The sequence below is a fragment of the Pseudomonas sp. P4795 genome, from assembly GCF_048822895.1.
GTDB lineage: Bacteria > Pseudomonadota > Gammaproteobacteria > Pseudomonadales > Pseudomonadaceae > Aquipseudomonas.
On the sequence record NZ_JBMFBT010000004.1, the window covers coordinates 304,412 to 318,373 of the forward strand.

The 13,962-nt window shown below is 60.3% G+C and carries 11 protein-coding genes; 6 read left to right on the plus strand and 5 right to left on the minus strand.

From position 1 onward, the window contains the following. The first annotated feature begins 4 nt into the window (after positions 1-4). Positions 5-2,227, plus strand: coding sequence for a polyphosphate kinase 1 (gene ppk1, locus ACOI8A_RS13500; protein WP_420647468.1), 2,223 nt, complete (start codon positions 5-7; stop codon positions 2,225-2,227). 169 nt (positions 2,228-2,396) lie between these two features. Here the strand turns inward: ppk1 and ppx are convergent, their stop codons facing one another. From ppx to ACOI8A_RS13525, 5 genes are all read right to left on the minus strand, one after another. Then, positions 2,397-3,899, minus strand: coding sequence for an exopolyphosphatase (gene ppx / locus ACOI8A_RS13505; RefSeq protein ID WP_420647467.1), 1,503 nt, complete (start codon positions 3,897-3,899; stop codon positions 2,397-2,399). Positions 3,900-4,163: 264 nt separating this feature from the next. Further along, positions 4,164-4,901, minus strand: coding sequence for an amino acid ABC transporter ATP-binding protein (locus tag ACOI8A_RS13510; protein WP_420647466.1), 738 nt, complete (start codon positions 4,899-4,901; stop codon positions 4,164-4,166). Continuing rightward, on the minus strand, positions 4,888-5,538 hold the full coding sequence (locus ACOI8A_RS13515) for an amino acid ABC transporter permease (RefSeq protein WP_420647465.1): 651 nt from the start codon (positions 5,536-5,538) through the stop codon (positions 4,888-4,890). The genes ACOI8A_RS13510 and ACOI8A_RS13515 overlap by 14 nt, the downstream gene beginning before the upstream one ends. Continuing rightward, positions 5,535-6,203 carry an amino acid ABC transporter permease gene (locus ACOI8A_RS13520; protein WP_420647464.1) on the minus strand — a complete coding sequence of 223 codons (669 nt, stop codon included), beginning with the start codon at positions 6,201-6,203 and terminating at the stop codon, positions 5,535-5,537. The genes ACOI8A_RS13515 and ACOI8A_RS13520 overlap by 4 nt, the downstream gene beginning before the upstream one ends. Before the next feature lie 22 nt (positions 6,204-6,225). After that, positions 6,226-7,011 carry a transporter substrate-binding domain-containing protein gene (locus ACOI8A_RS13525; protein WP_420647463.1) on the minus strand — a complete coding sequence of 262 codons (786 nt, stop codon included), beginning with the start codon at positions 7,009-7,011 and terminating at the stop codon, positions 6,226-6,228. 330 nt (positions 7,012-7,341) lie between these two features. Here ACOI8A_RS13525 and trxA point away from each other — a divergent pair, with 330 nt between their 5' ends. From trxA to ACOI8A_RS13550, 5 genes are all read left to right on the plus strand, one after another. Then, entirely contained in the window at positions 7,342-7,671 is a 330-nt protein-coding gene (gene trxA, locus ACOI8A_RS13530; protein ID WP_003206727.1) for a thioredoxin TrxA, read from the plus strand. A 249-nt stretch (positions 7,672-7,920) separates the two neighbouring features. Next, positions 7,921-9,180, plus strand: a complete 1,260-nt coding sequence (gene rho / locus ACOI8A_RS13535; protein ID WP_150604770.1) for a transcription termination factor Rho — start codon at positions 7,921-7,923, stop codon at positions 9,178-9,180. A 222-nt stretch (positions 9,181-9,402) separates the two neighbouring features. Further along, positions 9,403-11,358 (plus strand): acyltransferase family protein, encoded by a 1,956-nt coding sequence (locus ACOI8A_RS13540; protein WP_420647462.1) that lies wholly within the window; start codon positions 9,403-9,405, stop codon positions 11,356-11,358. Between the two features lie 79 nt (positions 11,359-11,437). Beyond that, positions 11,438-12,904, plus strand: coding sequence for a 4-hydroxy-3-polyprenylbenzoate decarboxylase (ubiD, locus tag ACOI8A_RS13545; protein ID WP_420647461.1), 1,467 nt, complete (start codon positions 11,438-11,440; stop codon positions 12,902-12,904). After that, on the plus strand, positions 12,904-13,872 hold the full coding sequence (locus tag ACOI8A_RS13550) for a CDP-6-deoxy-delta-3,4-glucoseen reductase (RefSeq protein WP_420647460.1): 969 nt from the start codon (positions 12,904-12,906) through the stop codon (positions 13,870-13,872). Before ubiD ends, ACOI8A_RS13550 begins: the two co-directional genes overlap by 1 nt. Positions 13,873-13,962 lie beyond the last annotated feature (90 nt).

A 13,962-nucleotide genomic window follows, 5' to 3' on the forward strand; every position in this document is an offset into this window, starting at 1 on the left:
CTCAATGAATACCGAAGGACTGACTGAAGTTGCCGTAAAAGACGCTCAACCCGTGGTTGAGCAGATTGACGAAACCCCGCCGGAACTCGAACCGGCGCCACCCGCGCCGGTCACCGAACCTGCGGCGGCGCCAGCAATCGCAATTCCCGGCCTGGATGACAGCAGCCTGTATATCCACCGCGAATTGTCGCAACTGCAGTTCAACATCCGCGTGCTCGAACAGGCGCTGGACGAGTCCTATCCGTTGCTGGAGCGGTTGAAGTTTCTGCTGATCTTCTCCAGCAACCTCGACGAATTCTTTGAAATCCGCGTCGCCGGCCTGAAGAAGCAAATCACCTTCGCCCGTGAGCAGGCCGGTGCCGATGGCCTGCAACCGCATCAGGCGCTGGCGCGGATCAGCGAGCTGGTGCACGGTCATGTGGATCGCCAATACGCGATCCTCAACGACATCCTGCTGCCGGAGCTGGAAAAGCATCAGGTACGCTTCATCCGTCGCCGCAACTGGACAACCAAGCTCAAGACCTGGGTGCGCCGCTATTTCCGTGACGAGATTGCGCCGATCATCACCCCGATCGGCCTCGACCCGACGCACCCGTTCCCGTTGCTGGTGAACAAGAGCCTGAACTTCATCGTTGAACTTGAAGGCATTGACGCCTTCGGTCGCGACTCCGGTCTGGCGATCATCCCGGCCCCGCGTCTGCTGCCGCGCATTATTAAAGTGCCGGAAGAAGTCGGCGGCGCCGGCGACAATTATGTGTTCCTGTCGTCGATGATCCACGCCCACGCCGATGACCTGTTCCAGGGCATGAAGGTCAAGGGTTGCTACCAGTTCCGCCTGACGCGAAATGCCGACCTGGCGCTGGATTCCGAAGATGTAGAAGACTTGGCCCGCGCGCTTCGTGGCGAGCTGTTCTCGCGGCGTTACGGTGACGCGGTACGCCTGGAAGTCGCCGACACTTGCCCGAAACTGCTGTCGGATTACCTGCTCAAGCAGTTCAACCTGAGCGAGACCGAGCTGTATCAGGTCAACGGCCCGGTCAACCTGACGCGGTTGTTCAGCATCACCGGTCTGGACAGCCATCCGGAGCTGCAATACACGCCGTTCACCCCGCAGATCCCGAAACTGCTGCAGAACAGCGAGAACATTTTCAGCGTGGTCAGCAAGCAGGACATCTTGCTGCTGCACCCGTTCGAGTCGTTCACCCCGGTGGTCGACCTGCTGCGCCAGGCTGCGAAAGACCCGCATGTATTGGCCGTGCGCCAGACGCTGTACCGCTCGGGCGCGAACTCGGAAATCGTTGATGCGCTGGTCGACGCTGCGCGTAACGGCAAGGAAGTTACCGCCGTCATCGAGCTGCGCGCACGCTTCGACGAAGAGTCCAACCTGCAACTGGCCAGCCGTCTGCAAGCGGCCGGTGCGGTGGTGATCTACGGCGTGGTCGGCTTCAAGACCCACGCCAAGATGATGCTGATCCTGCGTCGCGAGCAGGGTGAGATCGTGCGTTACGCGCACCTCGGCACCGGTAACTACCACGCCGGCAACGCCAAGCTTTACACCGACTACAGCCTGCTGACCTCCGACGACGCCTTGTGCGAAGACGTCGGCAAACTGTTCAGTCAGTTGATCGGCATGGGTAAAACGTTGCGCATGAAGAAGCTGCTGCACGCGCCGTTCACCCTGAAGAAGGGCATGCTCGACATGATCGCGCGCGAAACCCAGTTTGCCCTCGACGGCAAACCGGCGCACATCATTGCCAAGTTCAACTCGCTGACCGATCCGAAGATCATCCGCGCGCTGTACAAGGCCAGCCAGTCCGGCGTGCGTATTGATTTGGTGGTGCGCGGCATGTGCTGCCTGCGTCCGGGTATCGCCGGGGTCTCGCACAACATTCACGTGCGCTCGATCATCGGCCGCTTTCTGGAACACACGCGAGTGTTCTACTTCCTTAATGGCGGCGAAGAGCAAATGTTCCTCTCCAGCGCCGACTGGATGGAGCGCAACCTGGATAAACGCGTCGAGACTTGCTTCCCGGTGGAAGGCAAGAAGTTGCTGACCCGGGTCAAGAAAGAGCTGGAGCTGTACCTTACTGACAACACCCATAGCTGGATTTTGCAGTCGGACGGTCGCTACATCCGCAACACACCGACCGGCAATCAGAACCCGCGCAGTGCGCAGGCGACGTTGCTGGAACGTTTGGGCAGCCCGATTCTGCCGGTGAGCAGCTGACCTTCAGCCCAATAAAAAAGGCGATCCTTGCGGATCGCCTTTTTTGTGCCTGTCGTTCACCCACCTGTGGCGAGGGAGCTTGCTCCCGCTGGACTGCGCAGCAGGCCCATGCTTTTAAAGAAAGGGCCGCTTCGCGCCCCAGCGGGAGCAAGCTCCCTCGCCACAAGGATTAGTGCACGTTGAGGGTTATGCCGACCCGCGTCAGCCAATCCGCCTCTAGCCCGAAATCCGCCTGAGTCAGCTGATTCTCATCCAGCCAGTTCTCCGGGAATTCCACGTCCAGGGTGTTGCCCTTCGCATGCAACACCACCTGCGGCATCGCCTGCGTCCCGCGAATATGGTGGAACAGAATCGCAAAGCGCAGCAGCACGCACAGGCGGATCAGCTTGTCGCCGTCCTCACCGAAGTCAGCAAACTTGTCCTTCGGAATATTGCGTCGATGCCCGCGCACCAGCAGCGCCAACATCTGCTGATCTTCACGCGAGAAGCCAGCCAGATCCGAGTGCTCGATCAGGTAGGCGCCGTGCTTGTGATATTGGTAGTGCGCAATATCCAGCCCGACTTCGTGGACTTTCGCCGCCCAGCCCAGCAGTTCGCGCCAGATGCCGTCGTCCAGTGCCCAGTCCACCGCCACTTGATCAAACGCGTGCAGCGCTTTGCGTTCAACCCGTGCAGCCTGTTCCAGATCGACGTGGTAGCGTTCCATCAGTGAGCTGAGGGTGCGTTCGCGCACGTCTTCGTGGTGATGACGGCCGAGCAGGTCATAGAGCACGCCTTCGCGCAGGGCGCCGTCGCAATGATCCATGCGTTGCAGTTCGAGCGCGTCGAAAATCGCTTCGAGAATCGCCAGACCGGCCGGAAAGATTGCGCGACGATCAGGCTTGATGCCTTCGAAATCGATCTTGTCGGTCTCGCCGAGTTTGAACAGCTTGCGCTTGAGCCATGCCAGGCCTTCGGCATTCACCTCGCCGGTACCGTGGCCGCCAGCCTTCAGCGCGAGGCCAATGGCGCGAATGGTGCCGGAGGAGCCGATGGCTTCATCCCAGGTCAGGCGATGCAGCGCGTGTTCGATGCTCATGATTTCCAGCCGCGCCGCCGTGTAGGCCTGGGCATAGCGCGCCGGGGTGATCTTGCCGTCCTTGAAGTAGCGCTGGGTAAAACTCACGCAGCCCATTTGCAGGCTTTCGCGCAGCAGCGGCTCGAAGCGCTGGCCAATGATGAATTCGGTACTGCCGCCGCCAATGTCGGCGACCAGTCGTTTGCCCGGGGTGTCGGCGAGGGTGTGCGAGACGCCGAGGTAGATCAGGCGTGCTTCTTCACGGCCGGAGATGACTTCCACCGGGTGGCCGAGGATTTCTTCGGCGCGGCGGATGAATTCGCCACGGTTGCGCGCTTCACGCAGGGCGTTGGTGCCGACTATCCGTACGGCGCCCAGCGGCATACCGTTGATCAGTTGGGCAAAGCGCTTGAGGCAATCAAGGCCGCGCTGCATCGATTCTTCGCTGAGCTGACGCGCATCGTCGATGCCGGCGGCCAGTTGCACCTTCTCTCCCAGCCGCTCGAGAATACGGATTTCGCCGTTCTGGGCCTTGGCCACGACCATATGGAAGCTGTTGGAGCCCAGGTCGATTGCGGCGATCAGGGACAGATTCTTGGCTTGGTTCTGGGGCATGGTCAGGGGGTCTCGGTCGATAACTCCGACATCGTGCCACGATCAACGGCTGGCGCCAACGCGCATGGTTGAAACCCTTGATCCTGCGCATCAAGCTTGAGACCGCTGCGCGGTCAATCGCGGGCAAGTCGAATCGTCGCACCGCCGCTCCCACAGGTTTTCGCGTCGAGCACAAAACCCAGTCCCGCCACAGAACCCTGTGGGAGCGGCGGTGCGACGATTCGACTTGCCCGCGATGAGGCCATCACCGGCGCAGAGCCTCCTTCAGGCTGTCGCCTCGACCGTGCCAATGAAATTCGCCAGCTCCGCCGTCTGCGGATTGGCAAACAATACCTTCGGATCCCCGACCTCATGCACCTTGCCATGGTGCATGAACACCAGTTTGTCCCCGACTTCGCGGGCGAAGCGCATTTCGTGGGTGACCATGATCAGCGTCATGCCTTCGGTCGCCAGTTGCCGCACCACGTTGAGCACTTCGTTGACCAGTTCCGGATCCAGCGCCGAGGTGATCTCGTCGCACAGCAGCACTTTCGGCGACATCGCCAAGGCTCGGGCAATCGCCACGCGTTGCTGCTGGCCGCCGGACAGCCGGTCCGGGAAGGCGTCGAATTTCTCGCCGAGCCCAACCCGTTCGAGCATCTGCCGCGCCAGTTCGGCTGCCTTGGCTTTTGGCACTTTCTGCACCACTTGCGGCGCGAGCATGACGTTCTCGCCGACCGTCAGGTGCGGGAACAGGTTGAACTGCTGAAACACCATGCCGACTTTCTGCCGCAGGCTGCGCAAGTCAGCGCGCGCGGCATCGAGGTATTCGCCGTCGACTTCGATCACGCCGTCGTTGATCGACTCCAGACCATTCAGCGTGCGCAGCAATGTCGATTTGCCCGAGCCGCTGCGGCCAATGATCGCCACCACCTGGCCTTCCTCGACACTCAGGTCGATGCCTTTGAGCACGTGGTGGTCGCCGTAGTATTTATGCAGGGCGGAAATTCTAAGCAGAGGCATGCAGTCTCCTTTCCAGGTAGCGCGCACTGAGGGACAAAGGGAAACACAGGAGGAAATAGCCGGCGGCAACCAGGCCGTAGACCATGAACGGTTCGAACGTGGCGTTGGCGAGCATGCCGCCGGTCTTGGTCAATTCGGTGAAGCCGATGATTGACGTCACCGCTGTGCCTTTGACCACTTGCACCGAGAAACCCACGGTCGGCGCCACGGCAATGCGCAGTGCTTGCGGCAGGATCACATAGCGCAGTTGCTCCAGCGGGTTCAGCGCCAGGCTCGACGAGGCTTCCCACTGTCCATGCGGGATAGCCTCGACGCAGCCGCGCCAGATCTCCGCCAGATAAGCGCTGGTGAACAACGTCAGGGCAATCGCCGCCGCCATCCATGGTGAGATTTCAATTCCGGCCAATGCCACGCCGAAGAACACCAAAAACAACTGCATCAACAGCGGCGTGCCTTGGAACAGCTCGATCCAGGTGCGCGCGATATTGCGCGACAGGGCATTTTTCGAAATGCGCATGACCATGATCAGCAACCCGACCAGCCCGCCGCCGATAAACGCCACCAGCGACAGCGCCAGCGTCCATTGCAGGCCGGTCAGCAGGTTGCGCAGGATGTCCCAGAACGTGAAATCGCTCATTGGCTGCTCCTTGCGATGAAGCGCCGACCGAACCAGTTCAATAGCTGGCGGATCAGCAACGCCATGCACAGATAGATGAGAGTGGTGAGCGCGTAGGTTTCAAACGCGCGGAAGTTGCGCGATTGAATGAAGTTGGCGGCGAAGCTCAGTTCCTCAGTGGCGATCTGCGAACACACCGCCGAGCCGAGCATGACGATGATGATCTGGCTGCTCAGCGCCGGCCAGACCTTGCCCAGCGCCGGTAGCAAGATCACATGGCGGAACGCCTCAAACCGCGTCATCGCCAGCGCCGCTGCGGCTTCCAGTTGCCCACGCGGGATCGCTTGAATGCCGGCGCGGATGATCTCGGTCGAATACGCGCCGAGGTTGATCACCATCGCCAGCACGGCGGCTTGCCATTCTGAAATCTGCACGCCGAGCGACGGCAAGCCGAAGAAGATGAAGAACAACTGCACCAGAAACGGTGTGTTGCGGATCAACTCGACATACACGCCAAAGATCGCCGCGAACGGGCGGATGTTCCACGCCCGCACCAGCGCCCCGACGATGCCCAGGCTCACGCCGAACAGTGCACCGATGGCGGTCAGTTCAAGGGTGAACAGCGCGCCGCGCAACAGCAGGTCGGTGTTTTGCACCACCGGCAGGAAATCGAACTGATAAGCCATTAAGAGTCTCCAGCGCGCCCGATCAGAGATCGGCCGGCAGCGGCTCTTTCAGCCAGGTTTGCGCGTTTTTCTCCAGCGCGCCGTCAGCTTTGGCGGTGCTCAGGATGTCGTTGACCTTGCCCAACAGCGCCGCCTCGTTCTTGTTCACGCCAACGTAGACCGGCGAATCCTTGAGCTTCACTTTCAGCGCCGGCACGCGTTTCGGGTTCTTTTCGCTGATCGCCACCATCACCACGTTGCCGCTGGCGATCAGATCGACCTGGCCGGCGAGGTAGGCGGCGATGGTCGAGTTGTTGTCTTCGAAGCGCTTGATGGTCACGCCTTCGGGGGCGACTTTGCTCAGTTCGATGTCTTCGATGGCGCCACGGGTGACGCTGATGGTTTTGCCCTTGAGATCGTCAAGGGTGCTGATTGCAGCATCTGGCGGTCCGAATACGGCGAGGTAGAACGGTGCATAGGCGCGGGAGAAGTCGATGACTTTCTCGCGCTCCGGGTTCTTGCCGAGGCTGGAAATCACCAGATCGACCTTGCCAGTGGTCAGGAAGGGGATGCGGTTGGTGCTGTTGACCGGGGTCAGTTCGAGTTTGACCTTCAACTGGTCGGCCAGCAGTTTCGCCGTGTCGATATCGAGGCCGCGTGGCTTCATGTCCGGGCCGACCGAGCCGAAGGGCGGGAAGTCCTGTGGCACGGCGACTTTCAGCGTGCCGCGTTTGACCACGTCCTCCAGACCATCGGCGTGGGCGGGGATCTGGCTGAGCATCAGGCTGGCAAACAGGGCAGCGAGCAGGGCGCTGGAACGCGTGGACATGGCAAAACTCCGGATCGGCGGGAAGTGATTTCTGCGATCGGACAGAGCATGTGGCGTGCCAATAAGACGGAATGGCCACAACAGGCCCTGGTTTTACCGGGTTTGGTCGAGGTTGCCGGTCGGAGTCGCTGCGCTAAATTGAGGCAGAGTTGTCTTTGCGGTGCCATTTTGCGCACCGGGATCAGCCGCATCGTCCCCGTCAGTGTGTGACTTGAGCTATACCCAAACTGATAGGGCACCATAGCAAGACTCAATCATCTGCAGCTTCCTGAACAAGGGAAGGGCGGCTATGATGGGCCACGTTTTTTTGCTTACAACCTGGAGAATTCCATGAGCAGCGATCTGATCAAACACGTTAGCGACGCCAGCTTCGAAGCCGACGTACTCAAGGCCGAAGGCGCTGTACTGGTCGACTACTGGGCTGAATGGTGCGGCCCTTGCAAAATGATCGCTCCGGTTCTGGACGAGATTGCCGAAACTTACAAAGGCAAGCTGACTGTTGCCAAACTGAACATCGACGAAAACCAGGAAACCCCGGCCAAGCACGGCGTGCGTGGTATCCCGACGCTGATGCTGTTCAAGAACGGCAACGTTGAAGCGACCAAGGTCGGCGCACTGTCGAAGTCGCAACTGGCGGCTTTCCTCGACGCCAACATCTAAGCGTCGCTGCAAATTGCCATTAAAAAAGCCCCGCAAATTGCGGGGCTTTTTGCGTATTCAGGGCTAGACGCTCCGAAATTCAGGTGGTACATTCGGCCCCGCACTGGTTTCTCCATTGCCCCCTGCTAGCCGTCGCCGACGCACTCCTTTTCGAATAAGTACGCGATCCTGTCGCCTTCTCCGCGGCGCGGCCTCATTAAGCCAAAAGCTTAATTTCCCCCCCTCCATAAATGATTACGTCATTCCTATATGAATCTGACTGAACTCAAGCAAAAGCCGATTACCGACCTGCTCCAACTGGCCGAAGAAATGGGCATAGAAAATATGGCCCGTTCGCGCAAGCAGGACGTGATTTTCTCCCTGCTCAAAAAGCACGCTAAAAGCGGTGAGGAAATCTCCGGTGATGGCGTGCTGGAGATTCTCCAGGACGGCTTCGGCTTCCTGCGCTCCGCAGACGCTTCCTACCTGGCCGGTCCGGACGATATCTACGTCTCGCCGAGCCAGATCCGCCGCTTCAACTTGCGCACCGGTGACACCATCGTCGGCAAGATCCGCCCTCCGAAGGAAGGCGAGCGGTATTTCGCACTGCTCAAGGTCGACACGATCAACTTCGATCGTCCGGAGAACGCGAAAAACAAGATTCTCTTCGAGAACCTGACCCCGCTGTTCCCGACTGTGCGCATGAAGATGGAAGCCGGTAACGGTTCCACCGAAGACTTGACCGGTCGTGTCATCGACCTGTGCGCCCCGATCGGCAAAGGCCAGCGCGGTCTGATCGTTGCACCGCCGAAAGCCGGCAAGACGATCATGCTGCAGAACATCGCGGCGAACATCGCACGTAACAACCCTGAAGTTCACCTGATCGTATTGTTGATCGACGAGCGTCCGGAAGAAGTGACCGAAATGCAGCGCACCGTGCGCGGCGAAGTGGTTGCCTCGACTTTCGACGAGCCGCCGACCCGTCACGTGCAAGTGGCTGAAATGGTGATCGAGAAGGCTAAGCGCCTGGTCGAACACAAGAAGGACGTGGTGATCCTGCTCGACTCCATCACCCGTCTGGCTCGCGCTTACAACACCGTGATCCCGAGCTCCGGCAAGGTCCTCACCGGTGGTGTCGATGCCCACGCCCTGGAGAAACCGAAACGTTTCTTCGGCGCCGCGCGGAATATCGAAGAAGGCGGCTCGCTGACCATTATCGCCACCGCGCTGGTTGAAACCGGCTCGAAAATGGACGAAGTGATCTACGAGGAATTCAAAGGCACTGGCAACATGGAACTGCCTCTGGATCGCAAGATCGCCGAGAAGCGCGTATTCCCGGCCATCAACATCAACCGTTCCGGCACCCGCCGCGAAGAGTTGCTGACCGCTGATGACGAACTGCAACGCATGTGGATTCTGCGCAAGTTGCTGCACCCGATGGACGAAGTTGCCGCCATCGAGTTCTTGATCGACAAGCTGAAAACGACCAAGACCAACGACGAGTTCTTCTTGTCGATGAAGCGCAAGTAACACGCAGTCTGTTCAAAGGAAGGGCGCCCCGATCGGGGCGCCCTTTTTTTTGCGTGCAATTATTTGTATCTGGATTGATAAGAGCCGTGCTGTAAACTTGCGCCCACTTAACGGGGCGCCTTCTCCACTCTCTATTGACCGACTGCCATTCATACCGGCATTCAGTGTCGCGAGTGATTGCCCCCTTTCAATGGATTTGTACCCGAGCGGACAAGGTTTCCCATGCATACGTTTGGCAATCGCCGTGATATCGACGGCTTGCGCGCCCTGGCAGTCATTCCGGTCGTACTGTTTCACTTCGGCTTCAGTGCGTTCAGCGGAGGTTTTGTCGGCGTTGACGTATTTTTCGTCATCTCCGGTTTTCTGATCACCAGCATCCTGTTCCGCGAAATCAGCGCACAGCGTTTCAGCTTCATCGATTTCTGGGCACGCCGGGCGCGGCGCATCCTGCCGGCGCTGACCGTGGTACTGGTCGTGACCCTGATGCTCGGCTGGCTGTTGCTGACCGCCAAGGATTTCTCCGAGCTCGGGCGCACGGTTCGCTATCAGTCGCTGTTCATCTCGAACATTCTGTTCATGCGCGAGGACGGCTACTTCCAGCCGGCCTCGGACCTGAAACCGCTGCTGCACACCTGGTCGCTGGCGGTGGAGGAGCAGTACTACATTTTCTTCCCGTTGCTGATGGTGCTGTTGATGCGCTACATCCGGCATTGGCGCTGGATGTTGTTTGCCGTGCTGCTGGTGTCGTTCGGGCTGAACATCGGCTACATCGAGCGCAAGCCGGACTTCGCGTTCTTCTCGTTGCCGACGCGCGCCTGGGAACTGCTCTGCGGGGCGATGCTCGCAGTGACGCCTGCGCCGAAACAGGCGCTGCGGCCGTGGCTGCCGCAATTCGTCGGTCTGGCAGGCCTCGCGGCGGTGTTGACGGCGGTGTTCACTTTTGACAAAGGCACGGTGTTCCCGGGCTGGGCGGCGTTGCTGCCGGTGCTCGGTACTACCGCGCTGATCTGGTCAGGTGCGCAAGGGCCGACCTTGACCGCACGCTTGCTGAGCATGCGTGCGCTAGTGTGGGTCGGCTTGCTGTCGTACTCGCTGTATCTGTGGCACTGGCCGATCTACGTATACGCCAATGCGATTTCGATCGACGGCATCCAGCCACTGGAGGCGCTCGGCTGGATCGCGCTGGCGCTGGGCCTGGCTTGGCTGAGCCTGCGTTACGTCGAATTGCCGTTCCGTGAAAAGCGCCTGCTCGCGGGGCGCCGCGCAGTCTTGACTGGCGGTCTGGCGGCGGTTGTCGTGCTCGCCGTAACCGGTTCGGCCATCCGCTCGGCAGACGGTGTGCCCGGGCGTCTGACCGGCAAAGCGCTGGAATACGCGCAGTCGCGGGAATGGAAGGCCGGGCAGATGAAATGCATGCTGGTTACCTCGGACAAGTCGCTGGACAAGGCGTGTCTGGTCGGTGGCAAGCAGGATTTGCCTGCCACGCAGGCTTTTTGGGGTGATAGCCATGCGGCCGCGTTGTTGCCGGCCATCGAGAACAATGCCCAGCGCGAAGGGCGCCCGGTGTGGCTGTTCAGCATGAGCGCCTGTCCGCCGATCCTCAGCGATGATCCGCGTCAGCGCTGCAAGGATTTCAACGAGCAGACCATGGAGCGCGTGCGCAGCCTGGGGATCAAGGATGTGGTGCTGGCGTCCAACTGGAGCCTGTACGTGTACGGCCGCGAAGACGGCGACAAGAAGGTTTTGCTCAACTCCCACGACGACACCGCTCAAGCCGAGCAGCGCATGGCTGCCGCGCTCAAGGCGCGGGTCGCGGCATTGCGCGAGGCAGGAGCACAAGTCTGGCTGTTCAAAGAGGTGCCATTGCAGCGCAAGGGCATCATCAGTCGCCTGACCAGCCTGGCGCGGGTCGGACGTTCGGCCGAAGGTTTGGGCCGTCCACTCGAGGAGCATCTGGCGCGCCAGCACTTCCTCGCGACCTTGTTTGACTCCATGAGCGCCGCCGACCCTGGTGTGCACGTGATCGATCCGACGCCGCTGATGTGCCCGGCCGGCATCTGCAGTATCGAGGTCAATGGTCATTCGCAGTACAAGGATGAGGATCATCTCTCGGATGTCGGCAGCGCCAGACTTACCCCATTGTTTGCCCCCGTGCTGCTGGGTGTAAACCGCAATTGATCGATGGCGGGCACTGACGGGCTGCCAGCGGCCGGTATAGCAGGTAGGATGTACGCCTATTTTGAGGGTGCCATCGTCAATGAAATTCAAGGATCTTCGGGATTTCGTGCAGCAGCTTGAGCAGCGCGGAGAGTTGAAACGCATTCAGGTTCCCGTCTCGCCGGTGCTGGAAATGACCGAGGTGTGCGACCGCACGCTGCGGGCCAAGGGCCCGGCGCTGCTGTTCGAGAAACCGACAGGTTACGACATCCCGGTGCTCGGCAACCTGTTCGGCACCCCGGAGCGGGTGGCCATGGGCATGGGCGCCGAGTCGGTCAGCGAACTGCGCGAAATCGGCAAGCTGCTGGCGTTCCTCAAGGAACCCGAGCCGCCGAAGGGCTTGAAAGACGCGTGGTCGAAGCTGCCGATCTTCCGCAAGATCATCGCGATGGCACCGAAAGTGGTCAAAGACGCGGTGTGCCAGGAAGTGGTCATCGAAGGCGATGACGTCGACCTCGCCATGCTGCCGGTGCAGACCTGCTGGCCTGGCGACGTCGGCCCGCTGATCACGTGGGGCCTGACCGTCACCAAAGGCCCGAACAAGGACCGGCAGAACCTCGGTATCTACCGCCAGCAAGTGATTGGCCGCAACAAAGTCATCATGCGCTGGCTCAGTCACCGTGGTGGCGCGCTGGACTATCGCGAGTGGTGCGAGAAGCATCCGGGCCAGCCGTTTCCAGTGTCCGTGGCATTGGGCGCTGACCCGGCGACCATCCTCGGCGCCGTGACGCCGGTGCCGGACAGTCTGTCCGAATACGCTTTCGCCGGTCTGCTGCGCGGCAACCGCACCGAGCTGGTGAAGTGCCGTGGCAACGACCTGCAAGTGCCGGCTACTGCTGAAATCATCCTCGAAGGCGTGATTCATCCGGGCGAAATGGCCGATGAAGGCCCGTACGGCGACCACACCGGTTATTACAACGAAGTCGACAGCTTCCCGGTGTTCACCGTCGAGCGCATCACTCACCGGATCAAACCGATCTACCACAGCACCTACACCGGCCGTCCGCCGGATGAGCCAGCGATTCTCGGCGTGGCGCTGAACGAAGTGTTCGTGCCGATCCTGCAAAAGCAGTTCCCGGAAATCACTGACTTCTACCTGCCGCCGGAAGGCTGCTCGTACCGCATGGCCATCGTCACCATGAAAAAGTCGTATCCGGGCCACGCCAAGCGCGTGATGCTGGGTGTCTGGTCGTTTTTGCGACAGTTTATGTACACCAAGTTCGTTATCGTCACCGACGACGACATCAACGCGCGCGACTGGAATGACGTGATCTGGGCGATTACCACGCGCATGGATCCCAAGCGCGACACGGTGATGATTGATAACACGCCGATCGACTACCTCGACTTCGCTTCGCCGATTTCGGGGCTCGGCTCGAAAATGGGCCTGGATGCCACCCACAAGTGGCCGGGCGAAACCACTCGCGAGTGGGGCCGCGTCATCGTCAAGGACGACGCCGTGACCCAGCGGATCGATGCCATCTGGAATCAGTTAGGAATAGATTGATGCGTGTAACCCTGCAGCCCTCCGGAGCGGTGCTTGAGATACGGCCCGGCGAGCGGATACTCGATGGTGCGCGGCGCTTGGGCTACGACTGCCCGCAAAGCTGTCGCAACGGCAATTGCCACGTCTGCGCGGCGCTGCTGGTGGAAGGCCGGGTCGAACAGGCCGGAACGGTGCGCGACCACGGCGAGTTCTACACTTGCATAGCCGAGCCGCTGGAAGACTGCGTCGTGCTGTGGGATGGCGTGCTCGCGCTGGGAGAACTGCCGGTGCGCAGCCTGTCGTGTCAGGTCATCGAGTGTCTGGAGGTAGGCGGGGACACCTGGCGCGTGCGTTTACGTGCGCCGGCCGGCAAGCCGCCGCGTTATCACGCGGGTCAGTACCTGATGATCGAGCGCGAGAACGGCGAGAAATCGGCGTTTTCCATGGCCTCGGCCCCGCACGGTGGCCGCGATCTGGAGATCCATGTGTTGGCGCGCGAATCCAGTGCGCTAAGCCTGATTGAGCAGCTGCAACGCAACCCGTTGGTGCGCATCGAGATGCCGTTCGGTGACACTCACCTCGCCGAATTGCCCGACGGGCCGCTGGTGTTGGTCGCTGCCGGTACCGGCATGGGCCAGATTCACAGCCTGATCGAACACTGCCGCGCTGCCGGTTTCAAACACCCGGTGCATCTGTATTGGGGCGTGCGCCGTCCTGAAGATTTTTACCAAATCGAACATTGGGACGAATGGCTGAAGTTGCCCAACCTGTTTCTGCACAAGGTCGTCAGCGATCAGTGTGGCTGGGAAGGGCGCTGCGGCATGCTGCACGAGGCGGTTTGTGAGGACTTCCCCGATCTGAAGCCGCTGCACGTCTACGCCAGCGGTTCACCGGCGATGGTCTACGGCACGCTGGATGCGTTGGTCGAAGCCGGGATGGATGCGCATCAAATGCGCGCGGATGTGTTCGCCTACGCACCGCGCTCTTGAGCCGCGTTCTGAGGCGTGAGCTAAATCCTTATAACTCTCTATATAGCTGATCGGTATTTATCTAATTGGGTAAATACCGCTAGGTTATAT

Bases quoted from the DNA above. Each gene is read 5' to 3' on its own strand.
- ppk1 (WP_420647468.1), top strand. From the start codon at position 5: ATGAATACCGAAGGACTGACTGAAGTTGCCGTAAAAGACGCTCAACCC.
- ppx (WP_420647467.1), bottom strand. From the start codon at position 3,899: ATGCCCCAGAACCAAGCCAAGAATCTGTCCCTGATCGCCGCAATCGAC.
- ACOI8A_RS13510 (WP_420647466.1), bottom strand. From the start codon at position 4,901: ATGCCTCTGCTTAGAATTTCCGCCCTGCATAAATACTACGGCGACCAC.
- ACOI8A_RS13515 (WP_420647465.1), bottom strand. From the start codon at position 5,538: ATGAGCGATTTCACGTTCTGGGACATCCTGCGCAACCTGCTGACCGGC.
- ACOI8A_RS13520 (WP_420647464.1), bottom strand. From the start codon at position 6,203: ATGGCTTATCAGTTCGATTTCCTGCCGGTGGTGCAAAACACCGACCTG.
- ACOI8A_RS13525 (WP_420647463.1), bottom strand. From the start codon at position 7,011: ATGTCCACGCGTTCCAGCGCCCTGCTCGCTGCCCTGTTTGCCAGCCTG.
- trxA (WP_003206727.1), top strand. From the start codon at position 7,342: ATGAGCAGCGATCTGATCAAACACGTTAGCGACGCCAGCTTCGAAGCC.
- rho (WP_150604770.1), top strand. From the start codon at position 7,921: ATGAATCTGACTGAACTCAAGCAAAAGCCGATTACCGACCTGCTCCAA.
- ACOI8A_RS13540 (WP_420647462.1), top strand. From the start codon at position 9,403: ATGCATACGTTTGGCAATCGCCGTGATATCGACGGCTTGCGCGCCCTG.
- ubiD (WP_420647461.1), top strand. From the start codon at position 11,438: ATGAAATTCAAGGATCTTCGGGATTTCGTGCAGCAGCTTGAGCAGCGC.
- ACOI8A_RS13550 (WP_420647460.1), top strand. From the start codon at position 12,904: ATGCGTGTAACCCTGCAGCCCTCCGGAGCGGTGCTTGAGATACGGCCC.